Source organism: Asticcacaulis excentricus CB 48 (assembly GCF_000175215.2).
In the GTDB taxonomy this organism is placed as follows: domain Bacteria; phylum Pseudomonadota; class Alphaproteobacteria; order Caulobacterales; family Caulobacteraceae; genus Asticcacaulis; species Asticcacaulis excentricus.
In genome coordinates this window covers 1,413,273-1,426,589 of sequence record NC_014816.1, presented here as the reverse complement: position 1 = coordinate 1,426,589, position 13,317 = coordinate 1,413,273, and the positions used below count along the sequence as shown (strand labels likewise).

The window sequence follows — 13,317 nt, the reverse complement described above, 5'->3', positions numbered from 1 at the left end:
ATGAAAACCCGTCTCCCCTCCAACGATCCGCAAGGCGATCCGCGCAAAGCCCTCGACCGTTCCGACCTTGGCGTCGCCTCGGTCAATGCCCTGCCCCAGGTGGCTTCGAAATCAACGTTGAAAGACAGTCTGGTGTTGGCCGGCGGCATAATGGGTGCCGTGTTTCTGGGCGCGCTGACTCTGGTGTTCATGAACAATAACCGTCAGGCGGCGCAGATCCGGCCACCGCAGACACAACCGGCGCAGCCCATGCCACCGCAGCAGGGGCAAAACGGCACGGTGGTCGAACTGCCGCCCGTCGCCCTGCCCGAAGGCCCGCCCGTAGCGCAGCCGCAACCGCCTCAGACGGGGGGAGCTGCCCCTGTGGCCGACGCCAATAATGCCCGCGCCAACGCCCTGATCTACGACGTCTCGGCCCCCGATCCCGACCCGACGGCCAATGCCGCTCAGGCCCCGGCCCCGGCGCAAAAAGCCGAAGGCAATGTGATGGACGGCAATTCCGTCACCGCCATGACCAGCCTCGACCCGACGCGTCAGGTGCGCGCTACGCGCATCACCACACCGTCGCGCACCGTATCGCAGGGGACCTTGATCCCGGCCGTTCTGGAAACAGCGCTCAATTCAGACCTGCCCGGCTATACACGGGCGCTGGTTTCGCGCGATGTGCGCAGCTTTGACGGGTCACGCGTACTGATCCCGCGCGGCTCGCGCCTGATCGGCTCTTACCGGTCGGGCCTACAAAGCGGACAAAACCGCCTGTTTATCACCTGGGCGCGCCTGATCCGTCCGGACGGCACGGCCATCGTCCTGACCGACCCTTCGACCGATAATCTGGGTCAGGCCGGTCAAACGGGTGATATCGATACGCACTTCTTCAAACGCTTCGGTTCGGCCATGCTGCTGTCGATCATCGGCGGGCTTGCCAATTCGTCGAGCAGTGGCGACCGCAACACAATCGTCATCGGGACGGCGCAGGGGGCAAATAATGCCGCCACAGCCGCGCTACAGGCGGACTCAAAGATCGGCCCCACTGTGCGTGTAGCACAGGGCACGCCGATTCAGGTCTTCGTTTCCCGCGATCTCGACTTTTCGCTATGACCGAAACCCTACCGACCGAAGCCGTCTATCTTCAGGCCTATCTGGCCCCTTTCCGACAGTGGCTTGACCGCGCCGAAGTGACCGAGGTCATGGTCAATCGGCCAGGTGAAGTGTGGGTCGAAATCAGCGGTCAACCGCATATGCAGCGCTTCGACGCGCCCGACATCGATGACGGGCTGCTTAACCGACTGGCGGCGCAGATCGCGCGCATCAGCCATCAGGGGATCAATCGCGAGAACCCTATGCTGGCCGCCACCTTACCGTCGGGTGAGCGCGTGCAGATCGTCGGTCCACCCGCGACGCGCCGCCACTGGGCCATCGCTATCCGTCGCCACCTGATGGTCAATCGGCCGCTGGAAGCCTATGATCGCGGGCCAATCCGCGCCCCGGCCTATGGCAATCCGGCCGATGAACAGCGCGCCGCGCGCGCCAATCCGGTCGGATTCCTCAAACAGGCGGTGACCGAGCGCAAGACCATTCTGATTTCGGGCGGCACCTCGTCGGGCAAGACGACCTTCCTCAGTGCGCTCTTAAGCGCAGTGCCCAATGAGGAACGGGTCATTCTGGTCGAGGACACGCCCGAAATCGCCGTGCATCAGCCCAATGCGCTGGGCCTCGTGGCGGTCAAGGGCGAGCTGGGTGAAGCCAAGGTGACGGTCAATGACCTGTTACAGGCTTCGTTGCGTCTGCGTCCTGACCGCATCATTGTCGGCGAAATCCGCGGCACCGAGGCGGTGACCTTCCTGCGCGCCATCAATACCGGCCACCCCGGCTCCTTCACAACAGTGCACGCGAACACGCCGCAGGGCGCGCTGGAACAGATCGCGTTGATGGTGATGCAGACCGGCATGGCCCTCTCACGGCCCGAAACCATCGCCTATGCGTCCGGGCTGATCGACGTTGTCGTGCAACTGTCGAAGGTGGGTGGTGAGCGCGGCATTGCCGATATTCTGTTACCCCGGAATGCCACTACGTCATTGTGATGGGTTCGATATAATCACATAACGATATTCGCCTCAATCGGTCGGGATAGCCTCCGCGATAGATTGCATTAATGGCGAATCGATAAGCCACGACAACCCGAACATCCTCGTACCAGCAGGATGAAGGCAGCCTTCAGGACCTCATTCTGTTGCTTTCCCGCCGGCGCGCGATCGCCATGTTGGGAAAGGTCGCTTGCGGGGCCAGCTTCACGGCCGCATGTGGCGGCGGTGGTCAACCACGGCAAGCGCAGCCACATCGTCGTCTTCATCGTCCACGGTCAGTCCATCCTCAGCAGCAGCTCATCTTCGAGCAATTCGTCCTGCGTGAGCGGCGCCTGCACAACCTTTTCAAATGAGACTGAGAGACGATATCCCGCCGACGCGGCTTTGTTCGCTCTATTCCTCGACCACAAGCACCCAGAACTATCTACGCGGAATACAGGTCAGCGACGCAAACTGTAAGGTCACATTCACCGCCATCTTCCCCGGTTGTTACACCGCCCGGATGCCGCATATCCACGTTGAGGTCTATCCCAGTCTTGCCGCCGCCACCAGCTATGCCAACAAGATAAAGACAACGAAATTCGCGCTTGTTCGGGAGGTATGCTCTAAGGTTTACAACACGGTCTCAGGATACCATGCCTCGAGGGCGACCCTGAACGGCATCACCTTTTCCGCGGACAATGTCTTCAGTGACCTGTCGTCATCGCACCTGTCTGCGCAGACCATCAGCCCCAGCGGTGACACGACCAACGGTTACACCGGGACCATCACACTGGGAATCACTATCTGACCCCTATCCCATAAGGGACTTAAGGTCTGCATAGGGCGAGCGCCAGTCGATTGCGCGCGCCGACAGCCAGCCATCGTTATAATAGGTGTCGGCGTAGCGCTCCCCGCCATCGCAAAGAATGGTAACTATTGAGCCGGTTTCACCTTTTTGCGCCATTTCCTGCATCAGGCGCACACAGGCCCACAGATTTGTGCCGGTCGAGCCGCCGACGCGGCGCCCCAGACGCTCCGACAACAGCCGCACGGCAGCGATCGACTGCGCGTCCGTCACCACCTCCATGTGGTCAATCAGTGACGGGATGAAGCTCGGCTCGACACGCGGGCGACCGATCCCTTCTATGCAGGAACCACAGCGGTCGATCAATTGCACGCTGCGGTCATGATAGTGACGATGGAAGACCGAGCCTTCGGGATCGGCGACACACAACCGCGTCGGCAATCGTCGATAGCGGATATAGCGCCCCAGGGTCGCAGACGTGCCGCCGGTCCCGGCCCCGGTCACCAGCCAGGTCGGCACCGGATAGGGCTCGGCGGTCATCTGGCTGAACAGGCTTTCGGCGATATTGTTATTGCCGCGCCAGTCGGTGGCCCGTTCGGCATAGGTGAACTGATCGAGGTAATGGCCGCCGGTTTCATCGGCCAAACGCTGCGCTTCGGCATAGACGGCATTAGGATCATCGACGCCGTGCACCTCACCGCCCTGAAAACGGATCGCGTCAATCTTGGCCTGAGCCACAGACTTTGGTACCACCGCGATGAAACGCAGGCCAAGCAGCCGCGCAAAATAGGCCTCGGACACGGCGGTCGAACCGGAAGACGACTCGATCAGAGTGGTTTGCGGCCCGACCCACTCATTACAAAGGGCATAGAGGATCAGGGAGCGCGCCAGCCGGTGTTTCAGGCTGCCGGTCGGGTGTGAGGACTCGTCCTTGAAATAGAGATGCACGCCCGGAAACGCAGCCACCTCATGATGGATCAGGTGCGTGTCGGAGGAACGGTTGAAATCCGCCTCGATGCGGCGCACCGCCTCAATCAGCCACTCGCGCGGTAACTGTGTCATACTGCTCATTCCGTTGCTCCCGAAACCTGTGGGACAAAGCGCGTGCGGGTTCAGGAGTCAAGAGCCACCTGCCTTACGGCTTGAGCAGGTCCAGCGCCGCTGCCGTCATGGCCGACGCACCGGTAACGATGGTCGCTTCCGGGTCGATCTTGAACAGCGCTGAGTGGTGCGAAGCCACCGCCGGGCCTCCGGCCCTAGCCGCATCGAACGCCGCCTGAGGCGTGCCACCGACGGCGAAATAATAGCCCGGCACCTTAAGGTCCGGCTGAACGAAATAGGCGAAGTCCTCCGCCCCCATACCCATCTGCTGGAACGGCACGACTGTGTTCGGCCCTAGAGCCGCGGCAATCGCCCCGTTTAGACGGCGCGCCAGTGCCGCGTCATTGATGGTGGTGGGGGTGCCTTCGACGACATTGACCTCCGGCAGTTTATCATCGGGCAAGCCGTTAACGCGGCCCATATTGACCGCGACACGCTTGACGCCGTCTACCAATTGCCCACGCGTCACCTCATCATTGGCCCGTACCGTCACCTGAAGCTCAGCCGCATCGGAAATGATGTTGTGCTTGCTGCCCGCGTGGAAGGCCCCGACCGTTATCACGCCGGGGCTTAGCGGGGAACGTTCGCGACTGATCAGTCCTTGCAGGGCGATAACAATCTGACTGCCGATATAGACAGGGTCCTTCCCCAGATGCGGAGACGCCCCGTGCGCGCCGACGCCATGCACATGGATGTCGATGGAATCAGACGACGAATACTGAATGTTTTCCGAAGCGGCCACTTTACCTGCAGGCATCTGCGAATTGACGTGGAAGGCCAGCGCATAGTCGGGCTTGGGGAAGCGGATATAGAGCCCGTCCTTCAGCATGGCCTTGGCCCCCATCACCCGCTCCTCACCCGGTTGGATGACAATGACCAATGTGCCCTTCCATTGCGACTTAAGCCGCTGAAGCTGACGCACCGTGGCCACCATGGCCGTGATATGGGTGTCGTGACCGCAGGCGTGCATAACGGGATATTCAACACCGTCCGTACCCACCTGTTTCGCCACCGAGGCATTGGGGAGGCCCGACGCTTCTTTGACCGGCAGGCCGTCCATATCGGCCCGCAGCATGACGACCGGTCCCGGACCATTGCGGATCACGGCCACAACCCCCGTACCCCCCACCTTTTCCGTTACCTCAGCCCCGGTCGCACGCAGTTCCTTTGCCATGCGCGCCGCAGTCTTACTTTCCAGCATCGACAGTTCGGGGTTACGGTGGAACCAGTCCCACATGTCCCCCAGATCCTTCTGATAATCGGCGCGGATGGCGGCAACATAGTCCGGCTCGGCCAGAGCGGGCAGTGGAAGCCCCATCAGAGCAGCGGTCAGTACGGGCAACAGGCGGCGCATGATAATTCCCCTCAAAGCTATATGCGAAATAGGCGGTGCACCCCACGCCTTGTCAATAGCCCAGCCTTGCGACCGGGACCCGCCCGCCCCACATCTGCTGAAACGTTTGAGGAGTTATCCATGTCACCAGCCCTACCCGATGCCCGTTTGTCCGGCACCTTTGCCATCGGCGGCGATCTTGCCGTCAACCGCCTCGGATTTGGGGCCATGCGCATCACCGGCAGTGGGGTCTGGGGCGAACCTGCAGACCGCGGGGAGGCCATTCGCACCCTGAGACGCCTTGGTGGTCTGGGGGTCAATTTCATCGACACAGCCGACTCCTATGGACCGGAAACCTCAGAAAAGCTGATCCGCGAAGCCCTGTATCCTTATGCCAACGACCTTATTATCGCAACTAAGGCCGGGTTGACCCGTTCAGGGCCGAATATCTGGACGCCAAACGGCCGGCCCGACTATCTGATCCAGCAGGCCCACCGCAGCCGCGACCTGTTGGGGGTTGAGCGGATCGACCTGTGGCAGCTGCACCGCATTGACCCGTCTGTTCCGCGCGACGAACAGTTTGCTGCTGTGAAACAGCTTCTGGACGACGGAGTTATTCGCCATGCCGGTCTGTCGGAAGTGTCGGTTAGCGACATCGAAGCCGCGCGAAACGTCTTCCCGGTTGCGACCGTACAGAACCTATATAACCTCGTCGAACGTCGCCATGAAGCCGTGCTCGACTACTGCACGGCACACAGTATCGGCTTTATCCCCTGGTATCCGCTGGCGGCCGGCGATCTGGCCAAGCCGGGGGGCACACTGGACCGTCTCACGGCGAAATACACGGCCACGCCGTCACAAGTTGCTCTGGCGTGGGTCCTGAAAAGGAGCCCGGTGATGCTGCCCATACCCGGCACAGGCAAGGTCCGCCACCTCGAAGAAAACGTGGCGGCGGCGCACCTCGCACTGAGCGATGAGGATTTTGCGGCCCTCGATCAGGCGGCGAAGCCAAAATAAACAGGAAAAAGGCCCGGGGCACCACTCCCGGGCCTTTTTCGGCGGCGCGGCGGCGTCAGATCAACACCGCGCCACCCCGAAGCCATCGCTGATAAAGGGGATAGATCAGGCGACGGCGTTCAAGCGTTTTGAGGGATAAGGCAGCTCCTTGGTGGTCAGCAGATCGGTACGGTTCCAGTCGCTGAGGACAAGCGCTTCTGGCACCGCCTGACGCTGTTTAAGCCAGTCGAGTAGGCCTTTTATGTCCATCAGTCGCGCCTCTTCGGCGCCTAAGGCAGTGCTTTCGGGAATAAGGTCCCCATAGGCGCGCACCGCGTCATCGGCCTCGACCTTACCCTCTTCGGCAATATGCGACAGGGCCTGTTTCGGGAAACTGCGCGCCCAGTCGGACGCTAAGGCAAGAGCCTGCACCAGACGCGACACGATCGCTTCATTGGCCTCCAAAAACGGATAGTCAATGGTCAGGGTGCGCAGTTCCGCCAGCCCTTTGAGGCGCGCATCGCTACGGATATCCGCTGCCTCAAACGCGTGGACGACTTTCAGGCCCGCTGTGCGCGCCAGCTCGATGCCCTTGGCTCCGAACAGCAGACCGGCATCGGCCTGACCGCCCATAACGGCCTCGATTTCACGCCGGGCAATGTCGCCAAAAGGCGTAGAGGGATGCCCGGCAACGATATTAAAGAAGGTCACGTCGGCGCCTTTCAGACCGCTGACGTCTAGAATACTGTCCCAGGCGCGTAATGAGCGCACCCGCGCCGGTGAAAAGCTTCCGGCTTCGCGCGGCAGGGCCAATGTGCGCCCCTTAAGGTCGGCGAGGCCGTTGATAGATGACCGCGCGGGAACCACAACGAGAACCGTGTGCCACGTGTGCCCGATGGCCAAAAGCCGCGAGCGCTCATTGACACCATAGGACCACAAGGCGGTGGCCGCATCGCCTTCCCGCACAAGATTGGCCAAAGAATGATCGAGGTAGCCCTGCCGCACCGACGGTAGGGAGGTTTCGCGCACCGAGATGAAATTTACCGGGTCACGACGAAACTCGCGCTGAAGCACACCCCGATGTGCCAAAAGGCCCATGGCCGTCAGGGTCGGACAACGCGCGTACCACACCAGTTGCGACGGCATCTGAGACGATGCCGAAGGCGGACTAGTGAGCGAGGCAGACGGCCTAACGGACATGGGAAGTTACCTTCGTTGGACAGTGCGCAAGGCCGCACCGCGGGAGGCAGGATACGCCAGAGGCGCCCTTTATTCCTACTTATCTACTTTTATTTTTTCCAACCCGTTTTTGCGTTTTAGGTGTGATAATTTCTCAATCGACAAATCAGAAAAGGTGATGAGGACTTAAACTCATCCTAAACGCCGACTACATTGATTTTAAATGAGACTCAGTGCCCGGCTGCCTGCCCAGCCAGCATATTGCCGATGCCGATGATCACGGTCGAACCAACCAGAAGGGTGATACCGCCCCAGACCAGCCCCTTGGTTTTGGCCGAGGTCCCGGCCCATTCCTTCAGCGCGAAACCCCAAAGGGTCGAAAACAGAATGATCGAGGCCATGTGCAGAGTCCAGGACGAGAAGCCGTATTCGCCCATCTGGCTTTCACCCATGGTGTAGAAGAAGAACTGGAAATACCAAAGGGTGCCGCCTAGCGCCGCCAGCAGATAATTGACCAGCAGGGGGATCTTGCCCTTGTCTTCGGCATCGGCACGCGGCTTACCCACCCATTCGGAGGCCGATTTATTCTTGAGGATCAGATAGCCAGACCAGACCAGATTGGTGGTCAACCCCCCAAGCAGGACCATACACAGGACCGGCAGGCCGACCCACAGAGGACCGGTTCCAGCAGCCGCTGAGGCTTCGCGTACCGGCGCACCGGCGGCCAGACCAAAGGCAAAACACGACGACATAATGCCGCAAAAGACGGCCACCAGGAGACCCTTTGTCAGGTTAAATTCTTTGAGACTTTCAGAGACTTCGGTGACTTCTTTCTCCTTGGCGTGACCGGCGCGCGCCACCAGCACGATACCGCCCAGCACCACCAGCACCCCGAACAGGGTCACCTGCCCGCTCAGCGTCCGGATCAGTCCGATGATCTTGCCCGTGAAGATCGGTTCGCCCAGAGTGCCGATAACCGTGGTCAGGCCTAGCGCCACCGCCATGCCAAGGCTCAGGCCCAGATAGCGCATGGTCAGGCCGAAGGTCAGTCCCCCAAAGCCCCACAGCAGGCCCCAAAAGACGCACCAGAACCATGTCGTCGGGGACGCCCCACCCAGCACGCCAAACAGGTCAGAGGTCTGAAAATAGGCAAATATCCAAGGCGCGATCAGCCACGAAAAGATGCCGCCGGTCAGCCAGAAGATCTCCCACGACCACAGTTTGATCTTCTTATAAGGCACGTAGAACGAGGCGGAGGCGAGACCGCCCAGCCAGTGGAAAAAGACGCCGATCAGCGGATTGGGAGTCATAGGCGGACGCTTCCTTATGATTGATTTTGTCCGCTTATGCTAACTTCATGTCCCGATATACGCAATGCAGTTCTAAAATTTTCGTCAAATGCGCTCAGACCGCCGTTTTCAGTCCACCATAGTGAGTACTCAGCACGGAATGATAGGCGCTCAACACGCCCTCGACATCTACTTCACGGCAGACGGTCTGCACCGGCAGGTCGTCCCAAGGCCCCGGCGGGAAGCTGCGGCCTTCTTCTTTCAGAATGGTTTGGCCGATGGCGATACCGTCCGTCACGGCGCGGATCGTGCCGCGCGCGTACCCGAACAGGTGTGGCTCAAACACGGCGATGGCGGCGGCCACATCGTGCATGGCGCAACCGGCGAAGCCGTCGCGTTGCGTATATAGCTTTTCGTAGCCGCGCGAGATGTCGAACAGGAACTGCCCGGTTTCACCTGCTGTGCGGCCCAGTTCACGCGCTGCCGCCGTAGAAAGGATAGATTGGGTAGTGACATCCAGACCCACGGCCCGGATAGGCCAGTTAGCTGTCAGCACCTTGTCCGCCGCGTGCGGGTCATTGATAACATTGGCTTCGGCGACGGGCGAAACATTGCCGCGGCGCGGGCCCCAGCCGAAGGCGCCGCCCATGATCACCACTTCCTTGACCAGACCCGTAATCTCCGGATCAAGCTCAAGCGCCAGCGCCAGATTGGTTAACGGCCCGACGGCCAGCAGGGTCACCTCACCCGGATATTCGCGGATCAGTTCGACGATGCATTGCGGCGCAAAGGTCGCCTGCGGTTCGGCCACAAACCCGTCCAGCGCACCGATATCGCCCAGACCGTCATAGCCATGCACGTGCGGTGCGGGCGTCGGTGCCGGCAGGACCAGCGGTGTATGCGCCCCGCGATAGACCGGCACGTCGATGCCGAAACGCTGCGTCAGATAGAGGGCATTGCGCGTAGTGATGTCCACGCCGCCATTGCCGAACACGGTCGTCAAGGCCAGCAATTCAGCCCGCGGCTGCGCCCCCAGATAGGCCAGCGCCATGGCGTCGTCGATGCCCGGATCAGTGTCGAAAATAATCTTCATCTTACTCATTTCGAAGAGTCTGCGGTCGTGTGGGTGTAGGTGCACAGGTCGGACTGCACCTGAAGGCACATGACGGTGCGGGTCGCATCCGACACCGCGTCGGCGGCGCTCAGGCGCGCCTTGTCCTTATGCAGTGCCTCGACCTTAGGCAGGACACCGGTGTAGCGATAGATATAAAGAGGCGTTTTGGTGACCTTCGCCGCCCGCACCATATTGTCGATATTGCGCTGGCTATCATCGACAAAATAGACGGCATCGAACTTGCCCAGGCTGCCCATCAGAAGCAGAAGCATAGTGCCCTTGTCCTGACCGGCGACCATCATTACGCCGTCCTGAACCGTCACGTCCTTATAGGCGGCATCACTCAGCGTGACCTTTAGCGCCGCGCCCGCCGCGCGGATTTCGCTGTCGCGCAGACGCCCGCGCCGGGTGCACAGGGGTTTGGCGCAATCGGGCGCTTTCGACAGGTCGTAACCGGCCTTTGACAGGGCACGTTCGGTCTGCCCGCGCAGGTTCGGGTCGCGCGCCGTCAGCGCATAGACGGGAATCCCCGCGTCCTGAAGCCCGGCCAGCACGGCCGGTCCATCGGCCTGAGTGGGCACCATATTCGTCACCTGATACCACAGGGCCTGTTCGTAAAAGATCGGCTCGTAATCCGGCGTCTGGCCGGCCGGGGTGCGGGCCTTAATGGCCGCCATGCGTTCCGAAAGCCACGCCTCGGACCCCAGATCCTGCGGCACGGTCAGGATTGTGTCGTCGATATCGACCACGAACAGCACGCGCTTTTTGGCGGCCTGATCGGCCAGCGCCAGATCGGCAGCGCTACGCAGGTCAGAGGTCGTATAGAACCCCTCTGCCGGTAGCGGCGGATGCTCAGCCGCCGCAAAGGCCTGCCCCGAAAGGGCCGTGGTGCTTAGGGCCATGGCGGCCAGCACAGCCGCAAGAGTTGGGAAACGCATGGGATTTCCTGAAAATGATTAGCTGGACCGCCTTGCTTTAACTTGGCAAAACGCGCGGATCAGGCTTAGATCAGCGCCTTGTTTGTCGCAAGGCAAACTGTCTATAGAGGCCGTTTATAGACACAGTTTATAAACACGGTTGTGAAACGTTTAATTACCTGCCTGCGGGCCGGTGTCAACCAAAGGGATTTTCGTGAGCGCCTCCATTCTCGTCCTCGGCTCGATTAATGTGGACTTCTTTATCCGGGTCGATGCCCTGCCTAAACCAAATGAGACGATCATAGGCCACGACACGGCGGTGGCCATGGGCGGCAAGGGGCTCAATCAGGCGGTGGCGGCGGCGCAGGCCGGTGTCACCACCCGCATGGTCGGCGCGGTGGGTGATGACAATTTCGGCGGCATGGCGCGCGATTTTCTCAAAAAGCGTGGCGTCGATGAGGCGTCTGTGGTGGTGCTGGACGGTGTCGGCACCGGCATGGCGAATATTCTTGTCGCGCCCGATGGTCAGAACATGATCGTCGTTTCCTCAGCGGCCAATGCCAGCCTGACGCCCGCCCATGCCGAAGCCGCCGAAGCGCTGATTGCCTCGGCCGGGGCGATGGTTGTGCAGCTTGAAACGCCGCTCGACACACTGAAAACCGCGCTGGAAATCGCCACGGCAAACGGCGTGAAGACCGTTCTCAACCCCGCCCCGGTCGATAACGGCGTCTTCGACCTCCTACCCCTGTGCGAAGTGGTGACGCCCAATGAGACGGAACTGGCCAAACTGACCGGCATAGACGGGCAGGACGATGAGTCGCTGATCCGCGCCATGCAGACCCTACGCGCGCATGGGGCTGAAACCGTCATCACGACGCTGGGGGCCAATGGCTGTGCCGGTCTGATCGACGGTGAACTGGTGCGCCTGCCCGCCTTTAAGGTTGAAGCCGTGGATGCGGTGGGCGCAGGTGACGTGTTCAATGGCGCACTGGCCGCACGGCTGGTCCTTGGCGACGACTACGTGTCGGCCATGCGCTATGCCTCAGCAGCCTCAGCCATTTCGGTCACGCGCCGCTCGGCCGATGCCGCCCCGACAGCGGCGGAGGTAGACGCGTTTCTGCGTGAGCGTACGTAGCCCTATTTCATCAGAAGGGACTCGTGAAACGCACGCCGGGCCGCGGCGCGCTGTGGATACCCACCTACATCGCTTTCATTGTCGATAATGCGCCCCTTGCCCGCCTGCGCCTCCGCGATAATGCGGGCGTCGATTGGATCGCGTGCCCACGGTCGCGCGCCGACATGGCGATAGACATGGGTCTCGATGTTCGCTGCGGGGCGCAAGGCCAGGCCCTGCGGCCACAGACTTTCCTTGGGCACGGCACGAATCCACGCCTTGGGGCGATAAGGGGTAGTGTCTTCATAACCATCCGACCGCGCCTGATAGTAGGCGATCATCGGAGCCGGGCGGCCATCGGCATAGGTGGCCATATTGTCGGCGGCGTGTAAATCGAGATCCCCGGCCCCGCCAAATTTCAGCAAACCCAGATTGGGCCGCGTATTGACACCGCCGCGCATCACATTGCCGCGCAGCAGGAGCTTACCCGCTATGGGGGAGCGGCCCTTCCACTGGTCTTCCACCAGCGTATATTGCGCGCAGGCCGAGCCGGGATTGACAAAGACATTGTTGACCACAACCGCCTGCGCCCCGCCCTTGATCAGCGGATGGCGCTCATTGTTTTGGGCATAGAGATTACCGATTAACTGCACCCCGGTCACGTTGTCGTGGAGCAAGGAGCCCATCGAATGCGCCCCTTTGGCATGGCTGGCTTGATGAAGACTTTCAGCGATCAGATTATTTCTGAAAACAATATTATGTGACGTGTTGCGTCGCCAATCATCCGGTGTTGCGCCTTCAAACCGCGGTCCTGAGGCTGACAGGGCCTCATCCACCGCCCAGGTAAAGCTGCACTGTTCGATCAGGACGTCGTGCGCCGCCGTGCAGGATAGGCCATCCGGCTCAAAGCCTGAGCGCTCCGGCATACCGGCGGTGCCGGGCCGCACGGCGACATGCCGGATAACCACGTGATGGCTCTGGACGCTGATCCCGCCCCGGATCAGAGTGATCCCAGGCCCCGGTGCCGTTTCCCCGGCAAGCGTGACATAGGGCTCGCGAATTACAAGAGTGGTTTTGCCAAGGTCGATAAGGCCGCCAACTTCAAAAACGATCACACGCGGCCCCTTGGCATCAAGCGCGGCCTTTAGCGATCCCGGCCCCTGCGGATCAAGGGTCGTAACGCGGATCACCGCAGGCCTTTGCGCGCTCTGTGCAGGAACGGCTGCGGCACTGATCAGGCCGCTCAGAATCATCCGGCGATGAAGACGGTGTGGCATTGTGTTTTCCCTGTTTTCTTCTCTTCCCGCCGTCTCTGGCCGGAGTTCAGGACATTTTACGGTCAGGGTAACCGGTTTCCGTTGCCAGCGGCAGCCTCAAACTGTGGGCTATTCTGAAAACGGAAC

Annotated in this window: 12 protein-coding genes; 5 read left to right on the top strand and 7 right to left on the bottom strand. The window is 60.9% G+C overall.

Annotation, left to right across the window (positions count from 1 at the left end; genetic code table 11):
• The 3 genes from ASTEX_RS06615 to ASTEX_RS06605 all read left to right on the top strand — a co-directional run bounded on the left by ASTEX_RS06615 (position 1) and on the right by ASTEX_RS06605 (position 2,874).
• A complete protein-coding gene (locus tag ASTEX_RS06615) occupies positions 1–1,098 on the top strand; it encodes a TrbI/VirB10 family protein (RefSeq protein WP_013478834.1) in 1,098 nt (365 codons plus the stop codon).
• Positions 1,095–2,081: a P-type DNA transfer ATPase VirB11 gene (gene virB11 / locus ASTEX_RS06610; RefSeq protein WP_013478833.1), complete on the top strand. Its 987-nt coding sequence runs from the start codon at positions 1,095–1,097 to the stop codon at positions 2,079–2,081. The genes ASTEX_RS06615 and virB11 overlap by 4 nt, the downstream gene beginning before the upstream one ends.
• A 352-nt stretch (positions 2,082–2,433) precedes the next feature.
• On the top strand, positions 2,434–2,874 hold the full coding sequence (locus ASTEX_RS06605; protein WP_144004626.1) for a peptidase associated/transthyretin-like domain-containing protein: 441 nt from the start codon (positions 2,434–2,436) through the stop codon (positions 2,872–2,874).
• 3 nt (positions 2,875–2,877) lie between these two features.
• On the opposite strand, the gene ASTEX_RS06600 is transcribed toward ASTEX_RS06605, so the two are convergent.
• Positions 2,878–3,942 (bottom strand): PLP-dependent cysteine synthase family protein, encoded by a 1,065-nt coding sequence (locus tag ASTEX_RS06600; protein ID WP_013478832.1) that lies wholly within the window; start codon positions 3,940–3,942, stop codon positions 2,878–2,880.
• Between the two features lie 64 nt (positions 3,943–4,006).
• The gene (locus ASTEX_RS06595) at positions 4,007–5,326 is read right to left on the bottom strand and encodes an amidohydrolase (RefSeq protein WP_013478831.1); all 1,320 of its coding nucleotides are present in this window, start codon (positions 5,324–5,326) and stop codon (positions 4,007–4,009) included.
• A gap of 120 nt (positions 5,327–5,446) precedes the next feature.
• Here ASTEX_RS06595 and ASTEX_RS06590 point away from each other — a divergent pair, with 120 nt between their 5' ends.
• A complete protein-coding gene (locus ASTEX_RS06590; RefSeq protein ID WP_013478830.1) occupies positions 5,447–6,322 on the top strand; it encodes an aldo/keto reductase in 876 nt (291 codons plus the stop codon).
• Positions 6,323–6,427: 105 nt separating this feature from the next.
• On the opposite strand, the gene ASTEX_RS06585 is transcribed toward ASTEX_RS06590, so the two are convergent.
• The 4 genes from ASTEX_RS06585 to ASTEX_RS06570 all read right to left on the bottom strand — a co-directional run bounded on the left by ASTEX_RS06585 (position 6,428) and on the right by ASTEX_RS06570 (position 10,821).
• Positions 6,428–7,501 carry an ABC transporter substrate-binding protein gene (locus ASTEX_RS06585; protein ID WP_013478829.1) on the bottom strand — a complete coding sequence of 358 codons (1,074 nt, stop codon included), beginning with the start codon at positions 7,499–7,501 and terminating at the stop codon, positions 6,428–6,430.
• 209 nt (positions 7,502–7,710) lie between these two features.
• On the bottom strand, positions 7,711–8,790 hold the full coding sequence (rhaT, locus tag ASTEX_RS06580; RefSeq protein WP_013478828.1) for an L-rhamnose/proton symporter RhaT: 1,080 nt from the start codon (positions 8,788–8,790) through the stop codon (positions 7,711–7,713).
• 94 nt (positions 8,791–8,884) lie between these two features.
• Positions 8,885–9,862 carry a nucleoside hydrolase gene (locus tag ASTEX_RS06575; RefSeq protein ID WP_144004704.1) on the bottom strand — a complete coding sequence of 326 codons (978 nt, stop codon included), beginning with the start codon at positions 9,860–9,862 and terminating at the stop codon, positions 8,885–8,887.
• Positions 9,863–9,867: 5 nt separating this feature from the next.
• Complete coding sequence (locus ASTEX_RS06570; RefSeq protein WP_013478826.1) at positions 9,868–10,821, bottom strand: DUF2608 domain-containing protein; 954 nt, start codon at positions 10,819–10,821, stop codon at positions 9,868–9,870.
• 193 nt (positions 10,822–11,014) lie between these two features.
• On the opposite strand from ASTEX_RS06570, the gene ASTEX_RS06565 reads away from it, so the two are divergent.
• A complete protein-coding gene (locus ASTEX_RS06565; protein ID WP_013478825.1) occupies positions 11,015–11,935 on the top strand; it encodes a ribokinase in 921 nt (306 codons plus the stop codon).
• Positions 11,936–11,937: 2 nt separating this feature from the next.
• On the opposite strand, the gene ASTEX_RS06560 is transcribed toward ASTEX_RS06565, so the two are convergent.
• On the bottom strand, positions 11,938–13,191 hold the full coding sequence (locus ASTEX_RS06560; RefSeq protein WP_013478824.1) for a hypothetical protein: 1,254 nt from the start codon (positions 13,189–13,191) through the stop codon (positions 11,938–11,940).
• Positions 13,192–13,317 lie beyond the last annotated feature (126 nt).

Excerpts from the sequence above, each read along its gene's own strand:
- ASTEX_RS06590 (WP_013478830.1), top strand. The coding sequence starts at position 5,447 with ATGTCACCAGCCCTACCCGATGCCCGTTTGTCCGGCACCTTTGCCATC.
- ASTEX_RS06615 (WP_013478834.1), top strand. The coding sequence starts at position 1 with ATGAAAACCCGTCTCCCCTCCAACGATCCGCAAGGCGATCCGCGCAAA.
- rhaT (WP_013478828.1), bottom strand. The coding sequence starts at position 8,790 with ATGACTCCCAATCCGCTGATCGGCGTCTTTTTCCACTGGCTGGGCGGT.
- ASTEX_RS06605 (WP_144004626.1), top strand. The coding sequence starts at position 2,434 with ATGAGACTGAGAGACGATATCCCGCCGACGCGGCTTTGTTCGCTCTAT.
- ASTEX_RS06570 (WP_013478826.1), bottom strand. The coding sequence starts at position 10,821 with ATGCGTTTCCCAACTCTTGCGGCTGTGCTGGCCGCCATGGCCCTAAGC.
- ASTEX_RS06600 (WP_013478832.1), bottom strand. The coding sequence starts at position 3,942 with ATGAGCAGTATGACACAGTTACCGCGCGAGTGGCTGATTGAGGCGGTG.
- ASTEX_RS06585 (WP_013478829.1), bottom strand. The coding sequence starts at position 7,501 with ATGTCCGTTAGGCCGTCTGCCTCGCTCACTAGTCCGCCTTCGGCATCG.
- ASTEX_RS06560 (WP_013478824.1), bottom strand. The coding sequence starts at position 13,191 with ATGCCACACCGTCTTCATCGCCGGATGATTCTGAGCGGCCTGATCAGT.
- virB11 (WP_013478833.1), top strand. The coding sequence starts at position 1,095 with ATGACCGAAACCCTACCGACCGAAGCCGTCTATCTTCAGGCCTATCTG.
- ASTEX_RS06575 (WP_144004704.1), bottom strand. The coding sequence starts at position 9,862 with ATGAAGATTATTTTCGACACTGATCCGGGCATCGACGACGCCATGGCG.
- ASTEX_RS06595 (WP_013478831.1), bottom strand. The coding sequence starts at position 5,326 with ATGCGCCGCCTGTTGCCCGTACTGACCGCTGCTCTGATGGGGCTTCCA.